The 22,240-nt window shown below is 71.9% G+C and carries 20 protein-coding genes; 15 read left to right on the top strand and 5 right to left on the bottom strand.

The window, feature by feature from the left end; translation table 11 throughout:
• Window positions 1-125: 125 nt before the first annotated feature.
• The gene (locus tag ACIQ5Y_RS25530; protein WP_403884822.1) at window positions 126-776 is read right to left on the bottom strand and encodes an NAD(P)-dependent oxidoreductase; all 651 of its coding nucleotides are present in this window, start codon (window positions 774-776) and stop codon (window positions 126-128) included.
• A gap of 79 nt (window positions 777-855) precedes the next feature.
• Between ACIQ5Y_RS25530 and ACIQ5Y_RS25535 the strand changes: the two genes are divergently transcribed.
• A complete protein-coding gene (locus ACIQ5Y_RS25535) occupies window positions 856-1,461 on the top strand; it encodes a TetR/AcrR family transcriptional regulator (RefSeq protein ID WP_403884825.1) in 606 nt (201 codons plus the stop codon).
• On the opposite strand, the gene ACIQ5Y_RS25540 is transcribed toward ACIQ5Y_RS25535, so the two are convergent.
• The gene (locus ACIQ5Y_RS25540) at window positions 1,451-2,335 is read right to left on the bottom strand and encodes a carbohydrate kinase (RefSeq protein ID WP_403884827.1); all 885 of its coding nucleotides are present in this window, start codon (window positions 2,333-2,335) and stop codon (window positions 1,451-1,453) included. The genes ACIQ5Y_RS25535 and ACIQ5Y_RS25540 overlap by 11 nt on opposite strands.
• A gap of 79 nt (window positions 2,336-2,414) precedes the next feature.
• On the opposite strand from ACIQ5Y_RS25540, the gene ACIQ5Y_RS25545 reads away from it, so the two are divergent.
• Window positions 2,415-2,846, top strand: coding sequence for a Rieske (2Fe-2S) protein (locus ACIQ5Y_RS25545; RefSeq protein WP_403884830.1), 432 nt, complete (start codon window positions 2,415-2,417; stop codon window positions 2,844-2,846).
• Here ACIQ5Y_RS25545 and ACIQ5Y_RS25550 read toward each other — a convergent pair.
• Both ACIQ5Y_RS25550 and ACIQ5Y_RS25555 read right to left on the bottom strand, forming a co-directional pair.
• A complete protein-coding gene (locus ACIQ5Y_RS25550) occupies window positions 2,843-3,574 on the bottom strand; it encodes a hypothetical protein (RefSeq protein ID WP_403884833.1) in 732 nt (243 codons plus the stop codon). The genes ACIQ5Y_RS25545 and ACIQ5Y_RS25550 overlap by 4 nt on opposite strands.
• Before the next feature lie 32 nt (window positions 3,575-3,606).
• Entirely contained in the window at window positions 3,607-4,548 is a 942-nt protein-coding gene (locus ACIQ5Y_RS25555; RefSeq protein ID WP_403884836.1) for a hypothetical protein, read from the bottom strand.
• A 229-nt stretch (window positions 4,549-4,777) separates the two neighbouring features.
• On the opposite strand from ACIQ5Y_RS25555, the gene ACIQ5Y_RS25560 reads away from it, so the two are divergent.
• The 13 genes from ACIQ5Y_RS25560 (at window position 4,778) to pgi (ending at window position 21,295) form a co-directional block, all read left to right on the top strand.
• Entirely contained in the window at window positions 4,778-5,404 is a 627-nt protein-coding gene (locus ACIQ5Y_RS25560) for a papain-like cysteine protease family protein (protein ID WP_403884839.1), read from the top strand.
• 5 nt (window positions 5,405-5,409) lie between these two features.
• The gene (locus tag ACIQ5Y_RS25565; RefSeq protein ID WP_403885097.1) at window positions 5,410-6,222 is read left to right on the top strand and encodes a hypothetical protein; all 813 of its coding nucleotides are present in this window, start codon (window positions 5,410-5,412) and stop codon (window positions 6,220-6,222) included.
• A gap of 619 nt (window positions 6,223-6,841) precedes the next feature.
• Window positions 6,842-8,863, top strand: coding sequence for an excinuclease ABC subunit UvrC (uvrC, locus tag ACIQ5Y_RS25570; protein ID WP_403884842.1), 2,022 nt, complete (start codon window positions 6,842-6,844; stop codon window positions 8,861-8,863).
• Window positions 8,860-9,855, top strand: a complete 996-nt coding sequence (gene rapZ / locus ACIQ5Y_RS25575) for an RNase adapter RapZ (RefSeq protein ID WP_403884845.1) — start codon at window positions 8,860-8,862, stop codon at window positions 9,853-9,855. The genes uvrC and rapZ overlap by 4 nt, the downstream gene beginning before the upstream one ends.
• Window positions 9,852-10,907 (top strand): uridine diphosphate-N-acetylglucosamine-binding protein YvcK, encoded by a 1,056-nt coding sequence (gene yvcK / locus ACIQ5Y_RS25580; protein ID WP_403884848.1) that lies wholly within the window; start codon window positions 9,852-9,854, stop codon window positions 10,905-10,907. The genes rapZ and yvcK overlap by 4 nt, the downstream gene beginning before the upstream one ends.
• A complete protein-coding gene (gene whiA / locus ACIQ5Y_RS25585; protein ID WP_037792880.1) occupies window positions 10,898-11,893 on the top strand; it encodes a DNA-binding protein WhiA in 996 nt (331 codons plus the stop codon). Before yvcK ends, whiA begins: the two co-directional genes overlap by 10 nt.
• Before the next feature lie 393 nt (window positions 11,894-12,286).
• Window positions 12,287-15,247 carry a M14 family zinc carboxypeptidase gene (locus tag ACIQ5Y_RS25590; protein WP_403884852.1) on the top strand — a complete coding sequence of 987 codons (2,961 nt, stop codon included), beginning with the start codon at window positions 12,287-12,289 and terminating at the stop codon, window positions 15,245-15,247.
• 214 nt (window positions 15,248-15,461) lie between these two features.
• Window positions 15,462-16,466 carry a type I glyceraldehyde-3-phosphate dehydrogenase gene (gene gap, locus ACIQ5Y_RS25595; protein ID WP_403884855.1) on the top strand — a complete coding sequence of 335 codons (1,005 nt, stop codon included), beginning with the start codon at window positions 15,462-15,464 and terminating at the stop codon, window positions 16,464-16,466.
• A gap of 138 nt (window positions 16,467-16,604) precedes the next feature.
• Window positions 16,605-17,816 (top strand): phosphoglycerate kinase, encoded by a 1,212-nt coding sequence (locus ACIQ5Y_RS25600; protein ID WP_403884858.1) that lies wholly within the window; start codon window positions 16,605-16,607, stop codon window positions 17,814-17,816.
• 6 nt (window positions 17,817-17,822) lie between these two features.
• Window positions 17,823-18,599, top strand: coding sequence for a triose-phosphate isomerase (gene tpiA, locus ACIQ5Y_RS25605; RefSeq protein WP_403884861.1), 777 nt, complete (start codon window positions 17,823-17,825; stop codon window positions 18,597-18,599).
• 143 nt (window positions 18,600-18,742) lie between these two features.
• Entirely contained in the window at window positions 18,743-18,973 is a 231-nt protein-coding gene (gene secG, locus ACIQ5Y_RS25610) for a preprotein translocase subunit SecG (protein ID WP_403885100.1), read from the top strand.
• A gap of 181 nt (window positions 18,974-19,154) precedes the next feature.
• Window positions 19,155-19,490 carry an RNA polymerase-binding protein RbpA gene (locus tag ACIQ5Y_RS25615; protein WP_007263454.1) on the top strand — a complete coding sequence of 112 codons (336 nt, stop codon included), beginning with the start codon at window positions 19,155-19,157 and terminating at the stop codon, window positions 19,488-19,490.
• A 152-nt stretch (window positions 19,491-19,642) separates the two neighbouring features.
• Window positions 19,643-21,295, top strand: coding sequence for a glucose-6-phosphate isomerase (pgi, locus tag ACIQ5Y_RS25620; RefSeq protein WP_403885103.1), 1,653 nt, complete (start codon window positions 19,643-19,645; stop codon window positions 21,293-21,295).
• Window positions 21,296-21,389: 94 nt separating this feature from the next.
• Here pgi and pgl read toward each other — a convergent pair whose 3' ends face one another.
• Complete coding sequence (pgl, locus tag ACIQ5Y_RS25625) at window positions 21,390-22,172, bottom strand: 6-phosphogluconolactonase (RefSeq protein ID WP_403884864.1); 783 nt, start codon at window positions 22,170-22,172, stop codon at window positions 21,390-21,392.
• Window positions 22,173-22,240 lie beyond the last annotated feature (68 nt).

The following is a 22,240-nucleotide window of genomic DNA, read 5'->3' on the forward strand; positions in this document are numbered from 1 at the left end:
TCCTCACGCGCCGGTGGGGCTGAAGTGCGCCGGGCGGGGCTGGTTTGCCCGGAGGGCACATCCAGCCCCGCCGGCGTTTGAGGCGCGGGGTCTGGGGCGGAGCCCCAGGAGACGGCGCCGCGGGCTTAGGACGCCACTCCCACCGCGTGGCACGCGGTGGCCGGGTCCGTCAGGCTCACCAGGAGCGCGTCCGCGACGTCCGCGCGGGGGATGACCCGCCCGCCGCGGACGTTGCCGTCGATCGCCCGCCGGTAGGTCCCGGTGTGCGGCTTGTTCCGGAGCATGGGCGGGCGCACGACCGTCCACCGCGTACCGCTCGCCCCCATCGCCGCCTCCATGTCCGCGAGGTCCGCGTACAGGTCCCGCAGCAGCCTGCGCAGCAGCGGGTAGACCACGGCCCGGGTGAACACCCCCTCGCCGTCCGGCAGCCGGCCCACCGGCGCGGCGCTGACGGCCGACAGCCGCCGCACGCCCGCCCGGTCCATCGCCGAGGTGATCGCCTCCAGGGCCGGGCCCGCGATGGGCGTCTCCTTGGCCTGCTTGTTGCTCGCCGCCCCCAGCGCGGAGACCACCGCGTCCTGGCCGCTCACCACCGACAGCAGCGCCTCCTCGTCCGTCACGTCGGGCACCGTGGCCACACGGAGCCGCTCGTGGGCGGGAACGGGCAGGCGGGCCGGGTCGCGGACCACCGCGGTCACCTCGTGCCCCGCGTCGAGGGCCTGCCGGACGACCTCGCGGCCGACGCCGCCCGTGGCACCGAAAACCGTGATCTTCATGGATGCCCCCATGTTCGAAGAAGGTGGAACAGGTGGTGGGTGAGTACTCACTCACCCTCTCTTCGACTAGGGTGAGTGAATGCTCACCTCAAAGTCAAGCCGTCCCACCCCGGAGCGGCTGCTCGACGCCGCCGAGAAGCTGATGCGCACCAGCGGCCTCGCGAGTGCCACCACCAAGGCCATCGCCCGTGAGGCCGGATGCTCGGAGGCCGCGCTCTACAAGCACTTCGCGAACAAGGAAGAGCTCTTCGTGCGCGTGCTGATGGAGCGGACCCCCAACGCGGGCCCGCTCATGGCCGCCCTCCAGGCCGATCCGAGCGGGCAGGGCGTCGAGGAGGGGCTCGCCGACATCGCCCGGCACGCCTCGCTCTTCTACGCCGACGCCATGCCGATGGCCGGCTCGCTGTTCGCCGAGCCCGTGCTGCTCAGCCGCCACCGCGAGGGCATCCAGAAGATCGGCTCCGGGCCGCACGTGGTCCTCGCCGCGCTGGCCGGGCGGCTGCGCAGGGAGCTCGACGCGGGCCGGCTGCGCCCCGACGCCGATCCGGAGGCGGCGGCCGCGCTGCTGCTCGGGGCCTGCTTCCAGCGAGCCTTCTTCCTGCACTTCTCCGGACCCGAAGTGGTCCGGCCCGTCGAGGAGTTCGCCCCCGCCGTGGCGTCGACCCTCTGGGCCGCTATCCGGTGAGCTCGGCGGCGTACGGGGGCTCCGCCCCGGCCCGGGTGCAGGTCAGCGCGGCCGCGTGCGCGGCGTACGCGAGGACGCCGGGCCAGTCCGCGGGCCCGCCCGGTGACGCGGCCGAAAGCCGGTGCAGCAGAGCGGCGTTGACGGTGTCGCCCGCCCCGATGGTGTCCACCACCGCCATCCGGCGGGCCGGGACCGAGTGCTCGGCGCCCTCCCGCGTCCACACCGTCAGGCCCGCCTGGCCCCGGGTCAGCACCACCGCTCCGGGCCCCGCCGCCAGCCAGTCGCCGACCCGGCCGCCGAGCCAGGCCGCGTCCTCCTCCGACAGCTTGAGGACGCCCGTGTGCGGCAGCAGCCGGGTGAGGAAACGGTCCCGGTAGGCCGCCGGGTCGGGGATCAGCGCGGGCCGGATGTTGGGGTCCAGCAGGGTCAGCAGCCCGCGCCGCGACTCCCGGCGCAGCAGGGCCTCGTACGCGCTCGCGCCCGGCTCCAGCACCAGCGAGCAGGTGCCGAGCGCGAGGGCCCGGGCGGCCTCGGGGAGGGCGGGCGGCAGGGCGAACAGCCGGTCCGCGGTGCCCTCGACGTAGAAGCCGTACGAGGCGGAGCCGTCCGGGGCCAGCGAGGGCACGGCGAGCGTGGTCGGCTCGGGCCCGCGCTGCACCAGCGACAGGTCGACCCCGGCCGTCCGCAGCCCGGCCAGCAGGAGCTCGCCGAAACCGTCCGTGGAGACCCGAGAGCAGAACGCCACCTCCGCGCCGAGCCGGCCCAGGGCGAGCGCCGTGTTGTACGGGCCCCCGCCCGGTCGCGGCAGCAGCGCTCCCGGCGGCCGCTCGGTGGGCACCAGGTCGATGAGGGCTTCTCCGCCGACGACGATCACCCGGGGGAAGCTACCCCATCGTGCGGGGGTATCGTCGGTGGGCCGGTGCCCGGCCGGTCCCACACCCCAGGAGAAGCGCATGTCCGCGTCGCAGTCCGCAGCTCGCCGTACCGTCCTCAAGGGCGCCGCCGCGCTCGCCGGGGCCGTCGGCGCCGGCGCGACGCTCGCGGCCTGCTCCACGGAGTCCAACAGCGGCAGCGGCACCCCCGCGGTCCCGTCCCAGCCGGTGGAACTGGGCGCCGCGACCGAGGTCCCGGTGGGCGGCGCGAAGCTGTACCGGGAGAAGAAGCTGATCGTCAGCTGCCAGGCGGAGGGCCAGTACAAGGCCTTCAGCGCCCAGTGCACGCACGCGGGCTGCGTCCTCGACAAGATCGAGAAGGGCGAGGGCAACTGCCCCTGCCACGGCAGCCGCTTCGACGTGAACACCGGCAAGGTCGTGCAGGGCCCGGCCACCGACCCGCTGCCGGCCGTCCCGGTCAAGGCGGAGAACGGCAAGCTGATCGCGGGCTAGCCGCAGTCGCTGAAGAAGCGGCCTTCGAGGCGGTCGGGGCTGAGGAAGACGAAGCCGGTTCCGTAGCCGAAGTTGAGGAAGAACGGGTCGTCCTCCGCCTCGCCGCGGTCCTCGAACTGGCAGAGGAACTGCCACGGATCCTCGACCCCGAACGTGCGGGAATTGGGGTAGAGGGCCGTCCCGCCCTGGAAGTCCGTGGGACGCTCGTCCTCCGACGGGTCGGCATCGGGGCCCTCGCCCCGCATGAAGCGGTGGAACGCGGCGTGCTCGTCAGCGGCCCGGTCGAGGTCGGGGGGCATGGGCGCCAGGTCGATCAGCCACTCGACGGGTATCTCCGTCTCGTCGCTGCTCCAGCGCCACAACGTACGGCCGCGTGTTTCCGGGCCTCCGAGCGCCGCGAACCGCGGCAGCCGCCCCCCAGGCTGCACCAGGACGACGGCCTCGCCGCTCTCGGGGCGCGAGCCCATGACCTGGTCGTCCTCCTCCAGGAACAGGTACGCCAGCCGCACCTCGTCCCCCGGTACCCGGAACTGCGCGATGAACACCAGCGGCTCACCGGTCGTCGGATGCACGGGCCACGCCGGTTCCTCCAGCCACACCGGCTGTCCGCCGAACTTGGACACCGGCTCGGTCACCGGCCCGTCCGGCGCCCGCAAGGACATCTGCAGCCGCGGCAGGAACGCCTCGTCGTAGGGACCTTCGGCCAGGCCCGTCGCTCGGGAGATCATGCGCGGAGGCTACGCCAGGGCGCCGACACCGCTCAGTCCCAGTCCCAGGCGATCCCCAGGAGACCGCGTCGTACCGACTGTTCGACCAGGTGGACCGCCCGGTGGCGGCCGCTCGGGGTCAGGTCCGTGAGGGCGGTGCGCGGGGAAGCGGGGCCCGAGCGGGCGAAGCGACGGCAGCGCACCGGCAGGGCGGCCTCGTCGAAGCGGACCTGGAGCATGTACTGGCCGCCCGCGTAGCTGAAGCCGCGCACGTACTCGTCGCTGCGCCCGCCCGTGCCGTCCTCGACCCCGTAGCCGAAGACGTACGTGTCCCCGCGCCGCAGCCGCGCGTCGAAGAGCAGCTCCGCGACCAGCAGCCCGGCTTCGGAGTGGCGGCGGATCCGGCCCGTGCGGCAGTTCTCGTACGCCGTCACGCGCATCCGGGACACGTCGCAGCCCGGGTCGCCGTGGTGGATGGCCAGGTAGCGGTCGACGCCGTCGCGGTGCGCCCGGACGATCTGCTGCGAATCGCGGGCCCGCAACTCGCCCGCGGGCCCTATGCGGACCCGCTCGTGGTGGCCGAGCGAGTGCAGTCCGCCGTCGGAGGGGAGCTCCATCGCGTCCAGCATCCGCTCCACCGCGCCGCCCGTGCCCAGCAGGGCCCGGTAGGAGCGGGCGGCCGGGCGGGCGGGGCCGGGGGCCGGCTCCGGGGTGGTCAGCAGGCGGACGAGGGAGCCCTCCGGCACCTCCAGGATCTGCTCCAGGGCGGTGACAGCCCTCAGGGACTCAGGGTGGCGGGGGCGCCGGGCGCCCTGCTGCCAGTAACTGAGGCTGGTGACACCGACCTTGATGCCCCGGGCCGCGAGCCGGTGCTGCACCCGGTGGAGGGGCAGTCCGCGCGCGGCGAGGGCGGCGCGCAGGGCGAGGTGGAAGGGGCCGCCGCGCAGTAATCGGGCGAGTTCTTCCGTGTCGGCCGTGCCTGCGGGCGGTCGCATGGCGGCTCCTCTGTGAACGTTCACACGCGCCGGCGTGGGGGCCGGGCCGGTGGTACCGGGGGAGCAGGTGGCACGGCAGCCACCGTTCACACCGCAGTCCCACCGTTCACACTGCGATGTCACGGCGTATTGAAGCGTGTTGACCTGATCGCGACAACACCCCGATGCTCCTCCACAGCGTCCGGACGCGCTCCTCCACCCCCACTCTCCCCACCTCGGGAGGAACGCGATGCGCAACGGAAACCGGCGGCATTCCCCGGCCGCCCTCCTCACCACCCTCCTCACGGCCCTGCTCCTCACCCTGTCCCTCGGCGCCGGTACCGCCACCGCCGCCGATGCGGACGCCCGGTCCGCCGGGTCCGCCGGGTCCGCCCTGGCGTACAAGCGCCTCGGCATCACCATGCAGGCGCAGCAGAAGACCAACTGGTGCTGGGCCGCGAGCGGCAACACCATCGCCGGCTGGTTCGGCCGCAACCTCACCCAGAACCAGTTCTGCAACGCCGCCTTCAACCGGCAGCAGGGCTACGACTGCCCCAACGACCAGGCCACCCTCGGCAACGTCCAGACCGGACTGCGGTGGGCCGGCATCAACCCCGGCTCGTACGTGAACGGTTGGCTCCTCTACTCCACGGTCCAGACCGAGATCAACGCCGGCCGCCCGATCGAGACCCGTATCCAGTGGGCCGGCGGCGGCGGCCACATGCACGTCGTCTACGGCTACGACACCGCGAGCAGCTGGGTCTACTGGGGCGACCCGTGGCCTTCCAGCGACCGCTACAACTGGGCCTCGCACGCCTGGTACGTGGACAACAGCACCTTCTCCTGGACCCACTCCCTCTACCGGATCGGGGCGTGACCGTCATGACCTCCACGACCCCGCGTGCCGCCGCCTCCACGACCCTGCGCGCCGCCGCCTCCGCCGCGGTGCTCGCGGCCACCGCCCTCCTCGGGATCGGCACGGCCACGCAGGCCTCCGCGACCCCCGTCCCGCAGCCGCAGACCGTCACCGCCGAGACCAGGGCCGCCGCCGCGCGGGCGGCCTCGGCCCCGGACACGCTGGCCACGCTGTCCCGTTTCTTCGCGAGGGAGAACAGGATCTCGCCGGCCGCCGCGCAGCCCCGCATCGAGGGCGAGCCGATACCGGTGAACCACCTCTCCCCGGACTTCGTCGCGGGCAGGGCGGGGGCAAGCGTGGCCCGCCTGGAGTTCCTCGCCGGCAAGGCGGTCTCCGCCGACGGGCAGCAGGCCGTGCTGTGGACGGCCCGGACGGAGGCGGGGTGGCAGGTCGTGAACATCGCCACCGGCGACGACGAGTTCCGCTACGCGCGGCTGGGCGAGGAGAAACTGCCCGGCGGGACGGTGTTCCGCGAGCCGCAGATCGACGCGTGGTACGTGGCCGGGGGCGGCAGGGTGCTGCCGCTGGACGAGGACGCGGTGGCCGCCGTGGGCGGCGGCGGGACCAGCCTCGCCGCGTACCGTGCGCGGGTGACGCGGGCCTACGCGGACAAGCTGCCCGGCTCCGCGTACGCCGAGAGGGGTGCGGCGGGGGGCTTCGGGGAGCCGGCAGCGGACCGGGGCGTACCGGTCGCCGCGGGCGCCGCGGCCGCCGGCTTGGCCCTCGCCGGGGCCGCGGCACTGACCCTGGCCCGCCGCCGCACCCCGGCCGAGGCGTAGCCACTCCCCGCGGCCCCGGCCCTCACCGGGCGGATCCCCGACCTGGGGCCGGGCCCCCGACCCGGGGCCGGGCCCCCGACCCGGGGCCGGGCCCCGCCCCGGGCTCCCGTCCTGGGTCGGGCTCCCGGGCAGGGGCGGGCGCGGCTTCCGTCGGGTGTCGGTCCCTGCGGGCCCTTTCCCCACCCCGCCCCTTCCCGAACCGGGGCTCCGCCCCAGACCCCGGTCCTCAGACACCGGACGGGCTGAGGTTGCCCGGGGGCGGCACCAGCCGAAATCCAGCCCCGCCGGCGTCTGAGGCGCGGGGCCGGGGCGGAGCCCCGGTTTCGGGAAGGGGCGGGTGGGGGACGAGCCCCGCGCAGCGGCGGGCGCGGCGGGCGCGGCGGGCGCGGCGGGCGCGGCGGGCGCGGCGGGCGCGGCGGGCGCGGCGGGCGCGGCGGGCGCGGCGGGCCGTACGGTCCGATCGGGGCGCATCCGCGCCGGGAGGGGCTCCGCTGCGCCGGGCGTGCGGGGAGAGCCCCGGCTTCGGGCCCGGGGCCCGGGGCGGGGCCGCTTCGGCGGGCCCGCGGTGGGACCGGGACGCGTACCGCGGGTTGTCGGTGGGCGACAGTAGGGTGTTGGCATGGCCGACCCTTCCAGTTACCGCCCCAAGCCGGGACAGGTCCCCGACTCCCCGGGGGTGTACAGATTCCGCGACGAGCACCGCCGGGTGATCTACGTCGGGAAGGCCAAGAGCCTGCGCCAGCGCCTGGCCAACTACTTCCAGGACGTGGCCGGGCTGCATCCGCGTACCGCCACCATGGTGACCACCGCCGCCTCCGTCGAGTGGACCGTGGTGTCCACCGAGGTCGAGGCGCTGCAGCTGGAGTACTCCTGGATCAAGGAGTACGACCCCCGGTTCAACGTCAAGTACCGGGACGACAAGAGCTACCCCTCCCTCGCCGTGACGATGAACGAGGAGTACCCGCGCGTGCAGGTCATGCGCGGTCCCAAGAAGAAGGGCGTGCGCTACTTCGGCCCCTACGGACACGCCTGGGCGATCCGCGAGACCGTCGACCTGATGCTCCGGGTCTTCCCGGTACGGACCTGCTCCGCGGGCGTGTTCAAGCGCTCCGCCCAGATCGGCCGGCCCTGCCTGCTCGGCTACATCGGCAAGTGCTCCGCGCCGTGCGTGGGCCGGGTCAGCCCCGAGGAGCACCGCGAACTGGCCGAGGACTTCTGCGACTTCATGGCGGGCCGGACGGGCACCTACATCTCCCGGCTGGAGAAGGAGATGCACGAGGCCGCCGAGGAGATGGAGTACGAGAAGGCGGCCCGGCTGCGCGACGACATAGGGGCGCTGCGCCGGGCGATGGAGAAGAACGCCGTGGTGCTCGCCGACGCCACCGACGCCGACCTGATCGCCGTCGCCGAGGACGAGCTCGAAGCCGCCGTGCAGATCTTCCACGTCCGCGGCGGTCGGGTCCGCGGCCAGCGCGGCTGGGTCACCGACAAGGTCGAGGCAGTCGACACCGCCGGGCTCGTCGAACACGCCCTCCAGCAGCTCTACGGGGAGGAGAGCGGCGAGAGCGTGCCCAAGGAGGTGCTGGTGCCGGCCCTGCCCGAGGACACGCCCGCCCTGAGCGAGTGGCTCGCCGAGCGGCGCGGCTCCCAGGTCAGCCTGCGGATCCCGCAGCGCGGCGACAAGAAGTCGCTGATGGAGACCGTCCACCGCAACGCCCAGCAGTCCCTCGCCCTGCACAAGACCAAGCGCGCCAGCGACCTCACCACCCGCTCCCGGGCACTGGAGGAGATCGCCGAGGCCCTGGACCTGGACAGCGCGCCCCTGCGCATCGAGTGCTTCGACATCTCGCACCTCCAGGGCGACGACGTCGTCGCGTCGATGGTGGTCTTCGAGGACGGCCTGGCGCGCAAGAGCGAGTACCGACGCTTCCAGATCAAGACCTTCGAGGGGCAGGACGACGTCCGCTCCATGCACGAGGTGGTCTCCCGGCGGTTCCGCCGCTACCTCCAGGAGAAGCTGAAGACGGGGGAGTGGGACGCCGAGGCGGAGGGCGGAGAGGTGTCCGCCGAGGTCGCCGAGGACGACGGGCGGCCCAAGCGGTTCGCCTACCCGCCCCAGCTCGTAGTGGTCGACGGCGGGCAGCCGCAGGTCGCCGCCGCCAAGCGGGCCCTGGAGGAGCTCGGGGTCGACGACGTCGCCGTGTGCGGGCTGGCCAAGCGGCTGGAGGAGGTCTGGCTGCCCGGCGAGGACGACCCGGTGGTCCTGCCCCGCACCAGCGAGGGCCTGTACCTGCTCCAGCGGGTCCGTGACGAAGCACACCGCTTCGCCATCCAGTACCAGCGCAACAAGCGCGGGAAGCGCCTGAAATCCGGACCGCTGGACGAGGTGCCCGGGCTCGGGGAGAGCCGCAAGCAGGCACTGGTCAAGCACTTCGGTTCGGTGAAGAAGCTGAGACAGGCGACAATCGACCAGATCTGCGAGGTCCCGGGCATAGGCCGCAAGACGGCCGAGACCGTGGCCGCGGCCCTCGCCGGTGCGGTCCCCGCCGGTCCTGCCGTCAACACGGCCACAGGAGAGATCATTGAGGACGAGACCCCCGCGCCAGCGGGAACGTCGTCCGAACGGGGGACCGAGCAATGACCGAGCACGAGACCACGCACGCGACCACGCACCAGACCGAACCCGAGACCACGCACGAAACCATGCACGACCGAGACGGAGCACAGGTGAGTACGGGCACGACAGTGGAGCCCGGCGAGACCGCCGAGGCGGCCATCCCCGAGCTGGTGATCATCTCCGGCATGTCCGGGGCCGGCCGCAGTACGGCGGCGAAGTGTCTGGAGGACCTCGGCTGGTTCGTCGTCGACAACCTCCCGCCGGCGCTGATCCCCACCATGGTGGAGCTGGGCGCCCGCTCCCAGGGCAACGTGGCGCGCATCGCCGTCGTCGTCGACGTGCGCGGCCGCCAGTTCTTCGACGCCCTGCGCGAGTCCCTCGCCGACCTCGACAGCCGCGGGGTCACCCGCCGCGTCGTCTTCCTGGAGTCCTCCGACGACGCGCTGGTCCGCCGCTTCGAGTCGGTCCGTCGCCCGCACCCCCTCCAGGGTGACGGACGCATCACCGACGGCATCGCCGCCGAGCGCGACCTGCTGCGCGAGCTGCGCGGCGACGCCGACCTGGTGATCGACACCTCCAGCCTGAACGTGCACGAGCTGCGCGCCAAGATGGACGCCCAGTTCGCCGGGGACGAGGAGCCCGAGCTGCGGGCCACCGTCATGTCCTTCGGCTTCAAGTACGGCCTGCCCGTCGACGCCGACCTCGTCGTCGACTGCCGGTTCATCCCCAACCCGCACTGGGTTCCCGAGCTGCGCCCCTTCACCGGGCTCAACGAGGAGGTGTCGGGGTACGTCTTCAGCCAGCCCGGCGCCAAGGAGTTCCTCGACCGGTACACCGAGCTGCTCCAGCTCATCGCCACCGGCTACCGCCGCGAGGGCAAGAGGTACGTGACGATCGCGGTCGGCTGCACGGGCGGTAAGCACCGCAGTGTCGCCATGTCCGAGAAGCTCGCCGCCCGCCTCGCCTCCGAGGGAGTCGAGACCGTCGTCGTACACCGGGACATGGGGCGCGAGTGATTGCACGGACCCCGCGGCTGAGCCGCCTGCGCCGCCTCGCCCCCACCCGGGACGAAGGCGGCGCACGCCGCTCCGGCCGCCGGCGCGGCGCCACCCCCAAGGTGGTGGCCCTCGGAGGCGGACAGGGCCTGTCGGCCTCCCTCGCCGCCCTGCGCCGCATCACCGGTGACCTCACCGCCGTGGTCACCGTCGCCGACGACGGCGGATCCAGCGGCCGGCTCCGGGAGGAGCTCGGCGTGCTGCCGCCCGGCGACCTGCGCAAGGCGCTCGCAGCGCTGTGCGGGGACGACGACTGGGGCCAGACCTGGGCCCGCGTCATCCAGCACCGCTTCCAGTCCGAGGGCGACCTGCACGGGCACGCCGTCGGCAACCTGCTGATCGTCGCCCTGTGGGAACAGCTCGGCGACCCCGTCCAGGCCCTCGACCTCGTCGGCAGGCTGCTCGGCGCGCAGGGCCGGGTGCTGCCCATGTCGGCGGTGCCGCTGGAGCTCCAGGCCCTGGTCAGGGGCCACGATCCGGCTCGCCCCGAGGACGTGGACACCGTCCGCGGGCAGGCCACGGTGGCCCTCACCCCGGGCGAGGTGCTCTCCGTACAGGTCGTGCCCAGCGACCCGCCGGCCGTGCCAGAGGCCGTCGCGGCGGTGCTGGACGCGGACTGGGTGGTGCTCGGTCCGGGATCCTGGTTCTCCTCCGTGATCCCGCACCTGCTGGTGCCGGAACTGCTCGACGCGCTGATCGAGACGAAGGCCCGACGGGTCCTCTCGCTGAACCTCGCGCCGCAGCCCGGCGAAACAGAGGGCTTCTCTCCGCAGCGTCATTTGGAGGTTTTGGCCCGACACGCCCCTAAACTCGCCCTGGACGTGGTGCTGGCCGACGAGGCTGCCGTGCCCGACCGCGAGTCCCTCGCCGATGCCGCAAAACGGTTCGGCGCCGCGGTCGAGCTGGCACCGGTGGCCAGGCAGGACGGCTCTCCGAAGCACGACCCGGAGCTGCTGGCCGCCGCGTACGACCGTATTTTTCGGATGCATGGAAGGATCGGCCCATGGCGATGACGCCCGCGGTGAAGGATGAGATCTCTCGCCTGCCCGTCACCCGCACCTGCTGCAGGAAGGCGGAGGTCTCGGCGATCCTTCGGTTCGCCGGCGGTCTCCACCTGGTGAGCGGCCGCATCGTCATCGAGGCGGAGCTGGACACCGGGATCGCGGCCAGGCGCCTGCGCAAGGACATCCTGGAGATCTTCGGGCACTCCTCAGACCTCGTGGTCATGGCTCCCGGCGGGCTGCGCCGCGGCAGCCGCTACGTGGTCCGCGTGGTGGCCGGCGGCGACCAGCTGGCACGCCAGACGGGCCTCGTGGACGGCCGCGGCCGCCCGATCCGGGGTCTGCCCCCGCAGGTGGTCTCCGGGGCCACCTGCGACGCCGAGGCGGCCTGGCGCGGAGCGTTCCTGGCCCACGGCTCGCTCACCGAGCCCGGCCGGTCCTCCTCGCTGGAGGTCACCTGCCCCGGCCCGGAGGCCGCGCTGGCCCTGGTGGGCGCCGCCCGCAGGCTCTCCATCGCCGCCAAGGCGCGCGAGGTCCGAGGCGTGGACCGGGTCGTGGTCCGCGACGGCGACGCGATCGGCGCCCTGCTGACCAGGCTCGGCGCGCACGAGTCGGTGCTGGCCTGGGAGGAGCGGCGGATGCGGCGCGAGGTGCGCGCCACCGCCAACCGCCTCGCCAACTTCGACGACGCCAACCTGCGCCGCTCGGCGCGGGCCGCGGTGGCCGCGGGAGCCCGTGTGCAGCGGGCGCTGGAGATCCTCGGCGAGGAGGTCCCCGAGCACCTCGCCGCGGCGGGCCGGCTGCGGATGGAGCACAAGCAGGCCTCCCTGGAGGAGCTGGGCGCGCTGGCCGACCCGCCGCTGACCAAGGACGCGGTCGCGGGCCGGATCCGCCGTCTGCTGGCGATGGCCGACAAGCGGGCGCAGGACCTCGGCATCCCGGGGACCGAGTCGAACCTGGACCTCAGCGAGGAGCTGGCCGACAACATGGCGGGCTGAGCCGGGCCCTCAGGGCGGGTGCGGGTGGTGTGCCGCTGCGCGGTGCCGATCCCCTACCCGCCCTTCCTCCGTTCCCCGGAGCTGCGCCCCGGACCCCGCTTCCGGGGGCTCCGCCCCCGGACCCCCGCGCCTCAAACGCCGGCGAGGCTGAAAGAGCCCCGCGCCTCAAAACGCCGGCGACGTTGAAAGAGCCCCGCGCCTCAAAACGCCGGCGACGTTGAAAGAGCCCCGCGCCTCGAAGGCCCATGGAGCCGAGGTGTGGCCCGTGGGGCCGGGGGTGGCCATGCGGCTGAATCCGGCCCGGCGGGGCGGTACGCCCCATTGACACAGGCGTCGGCCGATCGTGAGCCTGGCTCCCAACGCTTTCGTGGCTGACGACGCCCAGGGGGGCATATGAGGCACCGCGCGAGATCGATCCTCGCGGCAAGCGCACTCGTCTTCGGCACCACACTCGCCGCGCTGCCCGGCGCGGCGGCCCAGGGTCGGACCGGCACCGCGCCGGCCGCCGACGAGGTACGGGTCTACGACGCCGACATCACCCGGGAACAGGTCCCGCTCGTCCTCGCCGCCGGCCAGGACGCACACGAGCTCGCCGAGCGGGCCCCGGCGACCGGGACCGCCCGCGTCGAGCTCTTCCTCACCGGAGCCCAGGCCCGGGAACTGGGCGCCCGGGGCGTCAAGCTGGCCGAGCGCAAGATCGGCGCCGCGGGCCTGGCCCGGGCCAAGGCCGCCGGGGACGGAGTGTTCCGCCCGTACAGCGGCAAGGGCGGCCTCCAGGAGGAGATCCTGCGCACGGCCCAGGAGAATCCGGGGCTCACCAAGGTCGTCTCCATCGGCAAGACCCTCCAGGGCAAGGACATCCTCGCCCTCAAGGTCACCAAGAACGCCGGGAAGACCAAGGACGGCGCCAAGCCGTCCGTGCTCTACATGTCCAACCAGCACGCCCGTGAGTGGATCACCCCCGAGATGACCCGGCGGCTGATGCACCACACCATCGACAACTACGGCAAGGACCCGCGGATCACGAGCCTGGTGGACTCCACCGAGCTGTGGTTCCTGCTCTCCGCCAACCCGGACGGGTACGACTTCACGCACGCGCCCGACGGCGAGCGGCTGTGGCGCAAGAACATGCGCGACAACAACGGCGACGGGAAGATCACCTCTGGCGACGGGGTCGACCTCAACCGCAACTTCGCCTACAAGTGGGGCTACGACAACGAGGGTTCCTCGCCGAACCAGGCCAGCGAGACCTACCGCGGCCCGAGCGCCTCCTCCGAACCCGAGACCGTCGCCCTCGACGCCTTCGAGAAGCGCATCGGCTTCGAGTACGCCGTCAACTACCACTCCGCGGCCGAGCTGCTGCTCTACGGGGTGGGCTGGCAGGTGGCCACCCCCACCCCCGACGACGTCGCGTACAAGACGCTCGCCGGGACCCCGGAGAACCCCGCGATCCCCGGGTACCACCCCGAGCTCTCGGCCGAGCTCTACACCACCAACGGCGAGGCCGACGGCCAAGCCGCCAACGCCAACGGCATCATGATGTTCACGCCGGAGATGACCACCTGCCAGACGGCCTCCGAGAGCGACCCGAACGACCGGTGGAAGCCCGAGGACTGCGCCTCCGGCTTCAACTTCCCGGACGACGAGAAGCTCATCCAGGCCGAGTTCGCGAAGAACATCCCCTTCGCCCTCACCGTCGGCGAGAGCGCCGCACACCCCGACCGCCCGGCGTCCGCCGTGGGCCTGAGCGCGCCGGACTTCACCCTCGACCCCTTCACCACCTCCTACGCGGCCCGAGGCGAGGACCAGAAGGTCTCCGTCACGGCCCGCAAGGCGCTGAAGGACAAGGAGCTCAACTACCGCGTCAACGGCGGCCGTACGCACGACGAGGACCTGGAGGCCTGGAAGGGCGGCGAGGTCTACGGCGGCGACGACAACAACTGGTACGACGAGTACCGGGCCGAAGTGGAGGGCGCGAAGCCCGGCGACAAGGTCGAGGTCTGGTTCACCGGCCGCGACCGCGCCTCCGGCAAGCAGGTCTCCAGCGAGCACTTCACCTACACGGTGGCCGAGCGGCCGCGCGCGGACGTACTGGTGATCGCCGAGGAGGGCGCCAAGGCCCAGCACGCCCAGGAGTACGTCGACGCGCTGCGCGCCAACGGCCGGTCCGCGGCGGTCTGGGACGTCGCCGTCCAGGGCGCCCCGCACCACCTCGGAGTGCTCTCCCACTTCCGTACGGCCGTCCACTACACCGGGGCCAAGACCCCCGGCGGGGACACCCAACTTGCCGTGCGCGGCTTCCTGAACGAGGGCGGCAAGCTGATCGAGGCCGGTGAACTGGCGGGCGGGAACGTCCAGATCGGCGGCACCGTCACCAACGACTTCAGCCAGTACTGGCTCGGTGCCTACGGGCGTACGAGCGTCAGCGGCGCGACGGGCTTCACCGGCACCGGCACCCTCGGCGGCGCGCAGGGCGCCCTCGGCGACGCCACCGGCAACCCGCTGAACGCCCCCGGCTCCTACACCGTCACCTCCGAGACCCTGCCGCCCGCGCAGTTCCCGCAGTTCAAGAGCGCACAGGCGGGTCAGTTCGCCGGGGTCGTGAACCCGTACGCCCCCTACGCCGGCACGCAGATGGCCTCGGCCCTGCACACCGACGACGACTGGAAGCGCCTCGTGCGCACCATCGACCTGACCCGTGTCACCGCGGCCGACCAGCCCCGGCTGAAGCTCGCCCTGAACTGGAACGTCGAGGAGGGCTACGACCACGCCGCGCTGGAAGCCCGTACGGCGGGGGGCGAGGACTGGACCACCCTGCCGGACCTCGGCGGCCTGACCGGGTCGGCCGTTCCGGAAGAGTGCGGGGCCGGGTTCTTCGTCAACGGCCATCCCTTCCTGCGCCACTACCTCACCCTCGAGGGCGGCGGCTGCACCCCGCAGGGCACCAGCGGCACCTGGAACACCTTCACCGGTTCCTCCGGCGGCTGGAAGCAGGTCGCCTTCGACCTGAGCCCCTACGCCGGCAAGACCGTCGAGGTGTCGCTCTCCTACATCACCGACCCCGGATCGGGCGGCCGGGGGGTCTTCGCGGACGAGGCGCGGGTGTCCGTCGGCGGAGTGGACCAGACCACTGAAGGTTTCGAGACCTCTCTCGGAGCCTGGAGCGCACAGGGCGCGCCCGCCGGAAGCCCTGAAGTTCCGGGCGATTGGTCCCGTTCCGGAGAGCTGTTCAAGTCCTACGCGGCCGTCACTACGCGTGACACCGTTCTGTTCGGTTTCGGTCTGGAGCACCTGCCGGCCGCCGCCGATCGCACGCTACTCGTCGGTAAGGCGCTCCGCGCGCTCAACCGCTGACCAGCACCCCCCTCCCCACCGCAGTCACCCTGAGTGACGGGGGCCAAGGTCCTCGGGGTCCCGTTCCCTCGCTTCTGGTACGGGCCCCCGAGGCGTGTCAGCTCTCGAACGATGTCACTCAAAAGCTCACGGAGAGGTAGGGTCGTAAGCGGTCGGGGACATCCCATACAGCTCGCCGGCGGGACAGGCCGGCGTACCACGAGGAGATCGGTTCGTGACGATCCGCGTAGGCATCAATGGTTTTGGCCGAATTGGCCGCAACTACTTCCGGGCGCTTCTGGAGCAGGGAGCGGACATCGAGATCGTCGGTGTCAATGACCTGACCGACAACGCCACTCTGGTGCACCTTCTCAAGTACGACACCATCCTGGGCCGCCTCAAGGCCGAGGTCTCCCACACCGACGACACCATCACCGTCGGTGGGAACACCTTCAAGACCTTCGCCGAGCGCGACCCCGCGAACCTTCCCTGGGGCGAACTGGGCGCGGACATCGTCATCGAATCCACGGGCATCTTCACGAAGCGGGCGGACGCCGCGAAGCACCTCGCCGCAGGCGCGAAGAAGGTCCTCATCTCGGCTCCGGCCAAGGACGAGGACATCACCATCGTGATGGGCGTCAACCAGGACAAGTACGACGCGGCTGGGCACCACGTCATCTCCAACGCCTCCTGCACCACCAACTGCGTGGCGCCGATGGCCAAGGTCCTCCTGGAGAACTTCGGCATCGTCAAGGGCATGATGACCACGGTCCACGCCTACACGAACGACCAGCGCATCCTCGACTTCCCGCACTCGGACCTGCGCAGGGCGCGCGCGGCCGCCGAGAACATCATCCCGACCACCACCGGTGCCGCCAAGGCCACCGCCCTGGTCATCCCGGAGCTGGCGGGCAAGCTCGACGGCATCGCGATGCGCGTCCCGGTCCCCACCGGTTCCGTGACCGACCTGGTCATCGAGCTGGAGCGCGAGGTGACCAAGGACGAGGTCAACAACGCCTTCCAGAAGGCCGCCGAGGGCCAGCTGAAGGGCATCCTGGACTACACGGAGGACGCGATCGTCTCCTCCGACATCGTGAACTGGCCCGCCTCCTGCACCTTCGACTCCTCCCTGACCATGGTCCAGGGCAAGAGCGTCAAGGTCGTCGGCTGGTACGACAACGAGTGGGGCTACTCCAACCGTCTCGTCGACCTGACCGTCTTCGTCGGCGGTCAGCTCTAAGAACGTAGGGCAAGGCAGCACGATGTGAGCACAGGGTCCGTGACAGCGCGATGGTGCGCCGCACGGGCCCTGTTGCTTGCCCCGTACCCTCTCGCCCGGTGGGCCCTACGCCCCGCAGGGAACAAGGAGTAGAAACACATGAAGACGATCGACGAACTTCTCGCCGACGGCGTCGCCGGAAAGCGGGTCTTCGTCCGCGCGGACCTCAACGTGCCGCTGGCGAACGGCGAGATCACCGACGACGGCCGCATCCGCGCCGTCCAGCCGACCATCGCGAAGCTCGCCGAAGCCGGCGCACGCGTGGTCGTCGCCTCGCACCTGGGCCGCCCCAAGGGAGCCCCGGACCCGGCCTTCTCGCTCGCCCCCGCCGCCAAGCGGCTCGGTGAACTGCTCGGCACCGAGGTCGCGTTCGCCGGCGACACGGTCGGCGACTCCGCCAAGGCCACCGTCGCGGCCCTCGCCGACGGCCAGGTCGCCGTCATCGAGAACCTGCGCTTCAACGCCGGCGAGACCTCGAAGGACGACGCCGAGCGCGGCGCCTTCGCCGACCGGCTCGCCGAGCTGGCCGACGTCTACGTGGGCGACGGCTTCGGCGCCGTCCACCGCAAGCACGCCTCGGTCTTCGACCTGCCCGCGCGCCTCCCGCACGCGGCCGGCTACCTCATCGCCACCGAGGTCGGCGTCCTGCAGAAGCTGACCGCCGAGGTCAAGCGCCCCTACGTCGTCGTCCTCGGCGGCGCCAAGGTCTCCGACAAGCTCGCCGTCATCGACGAGCTGCTCGGCAAGGCCGACCGCATCCTGATCGGCGGCGGCATGGCCTACACCTTCCTCAAGGCCAAGGGCTACGAGGTCGGCATCTCCCTGCTCCAGGAAGACCAGCTGCCCAAGGTCACGGAGTACATGGAGCGCGCCGAGAAGACCGGCGTCGAGCTGGTCCTCCCGGTCGACGTCCTGGTCTCCGCCGACTTCCCGGACCTGAAGGGCAAGACCCCGGCCGTCTTCGAGACGGTCGACGCGGACGGCATCCCCGCGGACAAGGAGGGCCTGGACATCGGCCCCAAGACGCGCGAGCTGTACGCGTCGAAGATCGCCGACGCGGAGACCGTCTTCTGGAACGGCCCGGTCGGCGTCTTCGAGCACCCCGACTACGCGGGCGGGACCAGCGCCATCGCGCAGGCCCTCCTCGACAGCGACGGCTTCACCGTCGTCGGTGGCGGTGACAGCGCCGCCGCCGTCCGCACCCTGGGCTTCGACGAGAACGCCTTCGGTCACATTTCCACCGGTGGTGGCGCCAGCCTCGAATACCTCGAAGGCAAGACGCTCCCCGGCCTCGCCGCCCTGGAGGGCTGAACCCGTATGACCACTCGCACCCCGCTGATGGCGGGCAACTGGAAGATGAACCTCAACCACCTCGAGGCCATCGCCCACGTCCAGAAGCTCGCCTTCGCGCTCGCCGACAAGGACTACGACGCCGTCGAGGTCGCGGTCCTGCCGCCCTTCGTCGACCTGCGCTCGGTCCAGACCCTGGTCGACGGTGACAAGCTGAAGATCAAGTACGGCGCCCAGGACATCTCCGCGCACGATTCCGGCGCCTACACCGGCGAGATCTCCGGCTCGATGCTCGCCAAGCTGAAGTGCACGTACGTGGCCGTCGGCCACAGCGAGCGCCGCCAGTACCACGGAGAGAACGACGAGCTCTGCAACGCCAAGGTCAGGGCCGCCTTCCAGAACGGGATCACCCCGATCCTGTGCGTCGGCGAGGGCCTCGACATCCGCAAGGCCGGCCAGCAGGTCCAGTACACGCTGAACCAGATCGACGGCGGCCTCAAGGACCTCCCGGCCGAGCAGGTCGAGTCCATCGTGATCGCCTACGAGCCCGTGTGGGCCATCGGCACCGGCGAGGTCGCCACCCCCGAGGACGCGCAGGAGGTCTGCGGGGCGATCCGCGGCCGTCTCGCGGAGCTGTACTCGCAGGAGCTGGCCGACAAGGTCCGCATCCAGTACGGCGGCTCGGTGAAGGCCGGCAACATCGCGGCGATCATGGCGCAGCCCGACGTCGACGGCGCCCTGGTGGGCGGCGCGGCGCTGGACGTGGACGAGTTCGTCAAGATCGTCCGCTTCCGCGACCAGTGAGTATGCGGTAGGGCCGATCCGGCGTACCCTTGCGGGGCCAGGGGCTGAACCATCAGCCGCTGGCCCCGCGCACATCCCGCAAAGCCGGAAAGCCCGCACAGCAAGTAGGCCGGTAAGCCAGAAAGTAGGAATCAGCCGTGATTATGGGGTTCTCGATCGCCCTGATCGTCTTCAGCGCCCTGCTGATGCTGCTCGTGCTGATGCACAAGGGCAAGGGCGGCGGCCTTTCCGACATGTTCGGCGGCGGCATGCAGTCGTCGGTCGGCGGATCCTCCGTCGCCGAGCGCAACCTGGACCGCATCACCGTCGTCATCGGACTGCTGTGGTTCGCGTGCATCATCGCCCTCGGCCTGCTGATGAAGTCGAGCAGCTGACCCGTTCCGGCCAACCGGCAGTACGGTCGGCGCCGCCCGGCCTATCATTGAGCCTCCGGAGTCCAGGGACGTGGAATCAGTAACTCCGCTCACTGGACGTGCGTTGGGCCTTACGTAGACTTGGGCGCCCGCGGCGGAAAACCCCTCACTCCGCGGCACCATCACGCAGGGAGTTACGACCGTGGCAAGTGGCAACGCGATCCGTGGTAGCCGGGTCGGCGCGGGGCCGATGGGTGAGGCCGAGCGCGGCGAGTCCGCGCCCCGCCTGCGCATCTCCTTCTGGTGCTCGAACGGGCACGAGACGCAGCCGAGCTTCGCCAGTGACGCGCAGGTGCCGGACACCTGGGACTGCCCGCGCTGCGGGTTCCCGGCCGGTCAGGACCGCGACAACCCGCCGGCGCCGCCGCGCACCGAACCGTACAAGACCCACCTCGCCTACGTACGGGAGCGCCGTACGGACGCCGACGGCGAGGCGATCCTCGCGGAGGCGCTCGCCAAACTCCGCGGCGAGATCTGAGAGCAAGCGGACGGCATGACTTGAGGCCCGGTCGCGCAGGAATCTTCCACCTGCGCGACCGGGCCTCTTTGTGTCGGTTGAGCCGCTTGGGATCCCTTAAGTTGTAGTTGGGCGGGGCACGACAGGACGGAAGAAACGGGTTGATGTCCGAGATGAATGCGGAGCGTACGAAGCTGAACCGGACGCACGAGTGGATGGCACTCGGCAAACACCGGCTGGAGTTCGGACAGACGCATCTGCGGGAGCTGTTCGAGGAGAATCCGGGCCGGGGCACCGCCTACACGCTGCAGGTCGGAGACCTGTACATCGACTACTCGAAGCACCTCGTGACCGACGAGACGCTCGGGCTGCTGCGCGAACTCGCGGGGGTGACGGGCGTCGCCGAACTGCGCGAGGCCATGTTCCGGGGCGAGAAGATCAACACGACGGAGGACCGGGCGGTCCTGCACACCGCCCTGCGCGCCCCGCGGGACGCCGTCGTCGAGGTGGACGGCGAGAACGTCGTCCCCGCGGTTCACGCGGTCCTGGACAAGATGGCGGCCTTCTCCGAGGAGATCCGCTCCGGGCGCTGGACCGGCTTCACCGGCAAGCGCATCCGGAACGTCGTCAACGTCGGCATCGGAGGCTCCGACCTCGGCCCCGCGATGGCGTACGAGGCCCTGCGGGCCTTCACCGACCGCGGCCTGACGGTGCGTTTCGTGTCCAACGTGGACGGCGCCGACCTGCACGAGGCCGTGCGCGACCTGGACCCGGCCGAGACGCTGTTCGTCATCGCCTCCAAGACCTTCACCACCGTCGAGACCATCACCAACGCGACCTCGGCCCGCGCGTGGCTGCTGGCCGGACTGGGCGGCGACCAGGCGGCCGTGGCACGGCACTTCGTGGCGCTGTCGACCAACGCCGAGAAGGTCGAGGAGTTCGGAATCGATCCGGCCAACATGTTCGAGTTCTGGGACTGGGTCGGCGGACGCTACTCCTTCGACTCGGCCATCGGCCTCTCGCTGATGATCGCGATCGGTCCGGACGCCTTCCGGGAACTGCTCGACGGCTTCCACGCCATGGACGAGCACTTCCGCACGGCGCCGCCCGAGGAGAACGCCCCGTTGCTGCTGGGCCTGTTGGGGATCTGGTACGGGGCCTTCTTCGAGGCGCAGTCGCACGCGGTGCTCCCGTACAGCCACTACCTCTCCCGGTTCACCGCGTACTTGCAGCAGCTGGACATGGAGTCCAACGGCAAGTCCGTGGACCGGGACGGCAATCAGGTGGACTGGCAGACCGGACCGGTGGTCTGGGGCACGCCCGGCACCAACGGACAGCACGCCTACTACCAGTTGATCCACCAGGGCACCCGGCTGATCCCCGCGGACTTCATCGGCTTCGCCCGGCCCGTGGACGACCTGGAGGCCGGGCCGGCGGCCCAGCACGACCTGCTGATGGCGAACTTCTTCGCGCAGACGCAGGCGCTGGCCTTCGGCAAGACGCCGGAGGAGGTACGGGCGGAGGGCGTCCCGGACGCGCTGGTCCCGCACAAGACCTTCCAGGGCAACCACCCGACGACCACCATCCTGGCGGGCGAGCTCACCCCGTCGGTCCTCGGCCAGCTGATCGCGCTGTACGAGCACAAGGTGTTCGTCCAGGGCGCGGTGTGGAACATCGACTCCTTCGACCAGTGGGGCGTGGAGCTCGGCAAGGTCCTCGCCAAGCGGATCGAGCCCGCGCTGAGCCAGGGCGCGGACGTGCCGGGGCTGGACGCCTCGACGACGGCCCTGGTGGCCGCGTACCGCGGGCTCCGTGGCAGGAGCTGACCCGATCGGTCGGCCGACCGGTGACGCGTGGCGGTGACGCCGAAGGGCCCGCTCCCTCCTGGGGGCGGGCCCTTCGCGTGCCGTGCGGCTTCGTTCAGGACGAGGCCGGGGGGTACATCCCGGTCGGGAGCTTGGCCGCCGCGGCGCGGTCGAGGAGCCACAGGGTGCGGAAGAGGCCGTAGGCGGCCGCGGCCGGGGCCTGGAACTCACCCGCGCCGCCCAGCGCGATGGACACCGCGCCGGCCTTGTCCTCGCCGGCCGCGAGCAGCCAGACCTCACGGGCCGCCCGGATCGCCGGGAGCGTCAGGGAGATCCGGGTGGGCGGGGGCTTCGGGGCGCCGTGCACCCCGACCACCGTGCGCTCGGTCTCGTGGGCCGCCGGGTGCTCCGGGAACAGGGAGGCCACGTGCGTGTCCGGGCCGACGCCGAGCATCAGCACGTCGAAGCGGGGGACCGGGCCGTGGTCCTCGGGACCGGCCGCCTGCGCGAGCTCGGCGGCGTACGCGGCGGCCGCCGCGTCCACGTCGGGTCCGAACGGGCCGTCGGAGGCCGGCATGACGTGCACGCGGGCCGGGTCGACGGGGACGGAGTCCAGGAGGGCCTCGCGGGCCTGGGTGTGGTTGCGCTCGGGGTCGTCGGCGGGGACGTACCGCTCGTCGCCCCACCACAGGTCGAGACGGGACCAGTCGACGGCGTCCCGCGCGGGGGCCGCCGCCAGGGCGGCGAGGAGGCCGTTGCCGTTGCGGCCGCCGGTGAGGACGACGGACGCGGTGCCGCGGGCGGCCTGCGCGTCGACGATCTTCGTGATGAGCCGGGCGGCCGCGGCCTGGGCCATCAGCTCCTTGTCCCGGTGGACGACGACCTGGGGAGTCGTCATACCCATGTGCTGCCGCCTTCTGTGTGGTTCAGGGGGTGCGGGTGCCTGCGGGTGCCGCTGCGCGAAGC

Source organism: Streptomyces sp. NPDC096339 (assembly GCF_044762985.1).
GTDB lineage: Bacteria > Actinomycetota > Actinomycetes > Streptomycetales > Streptomycetaceae > Streptomyces.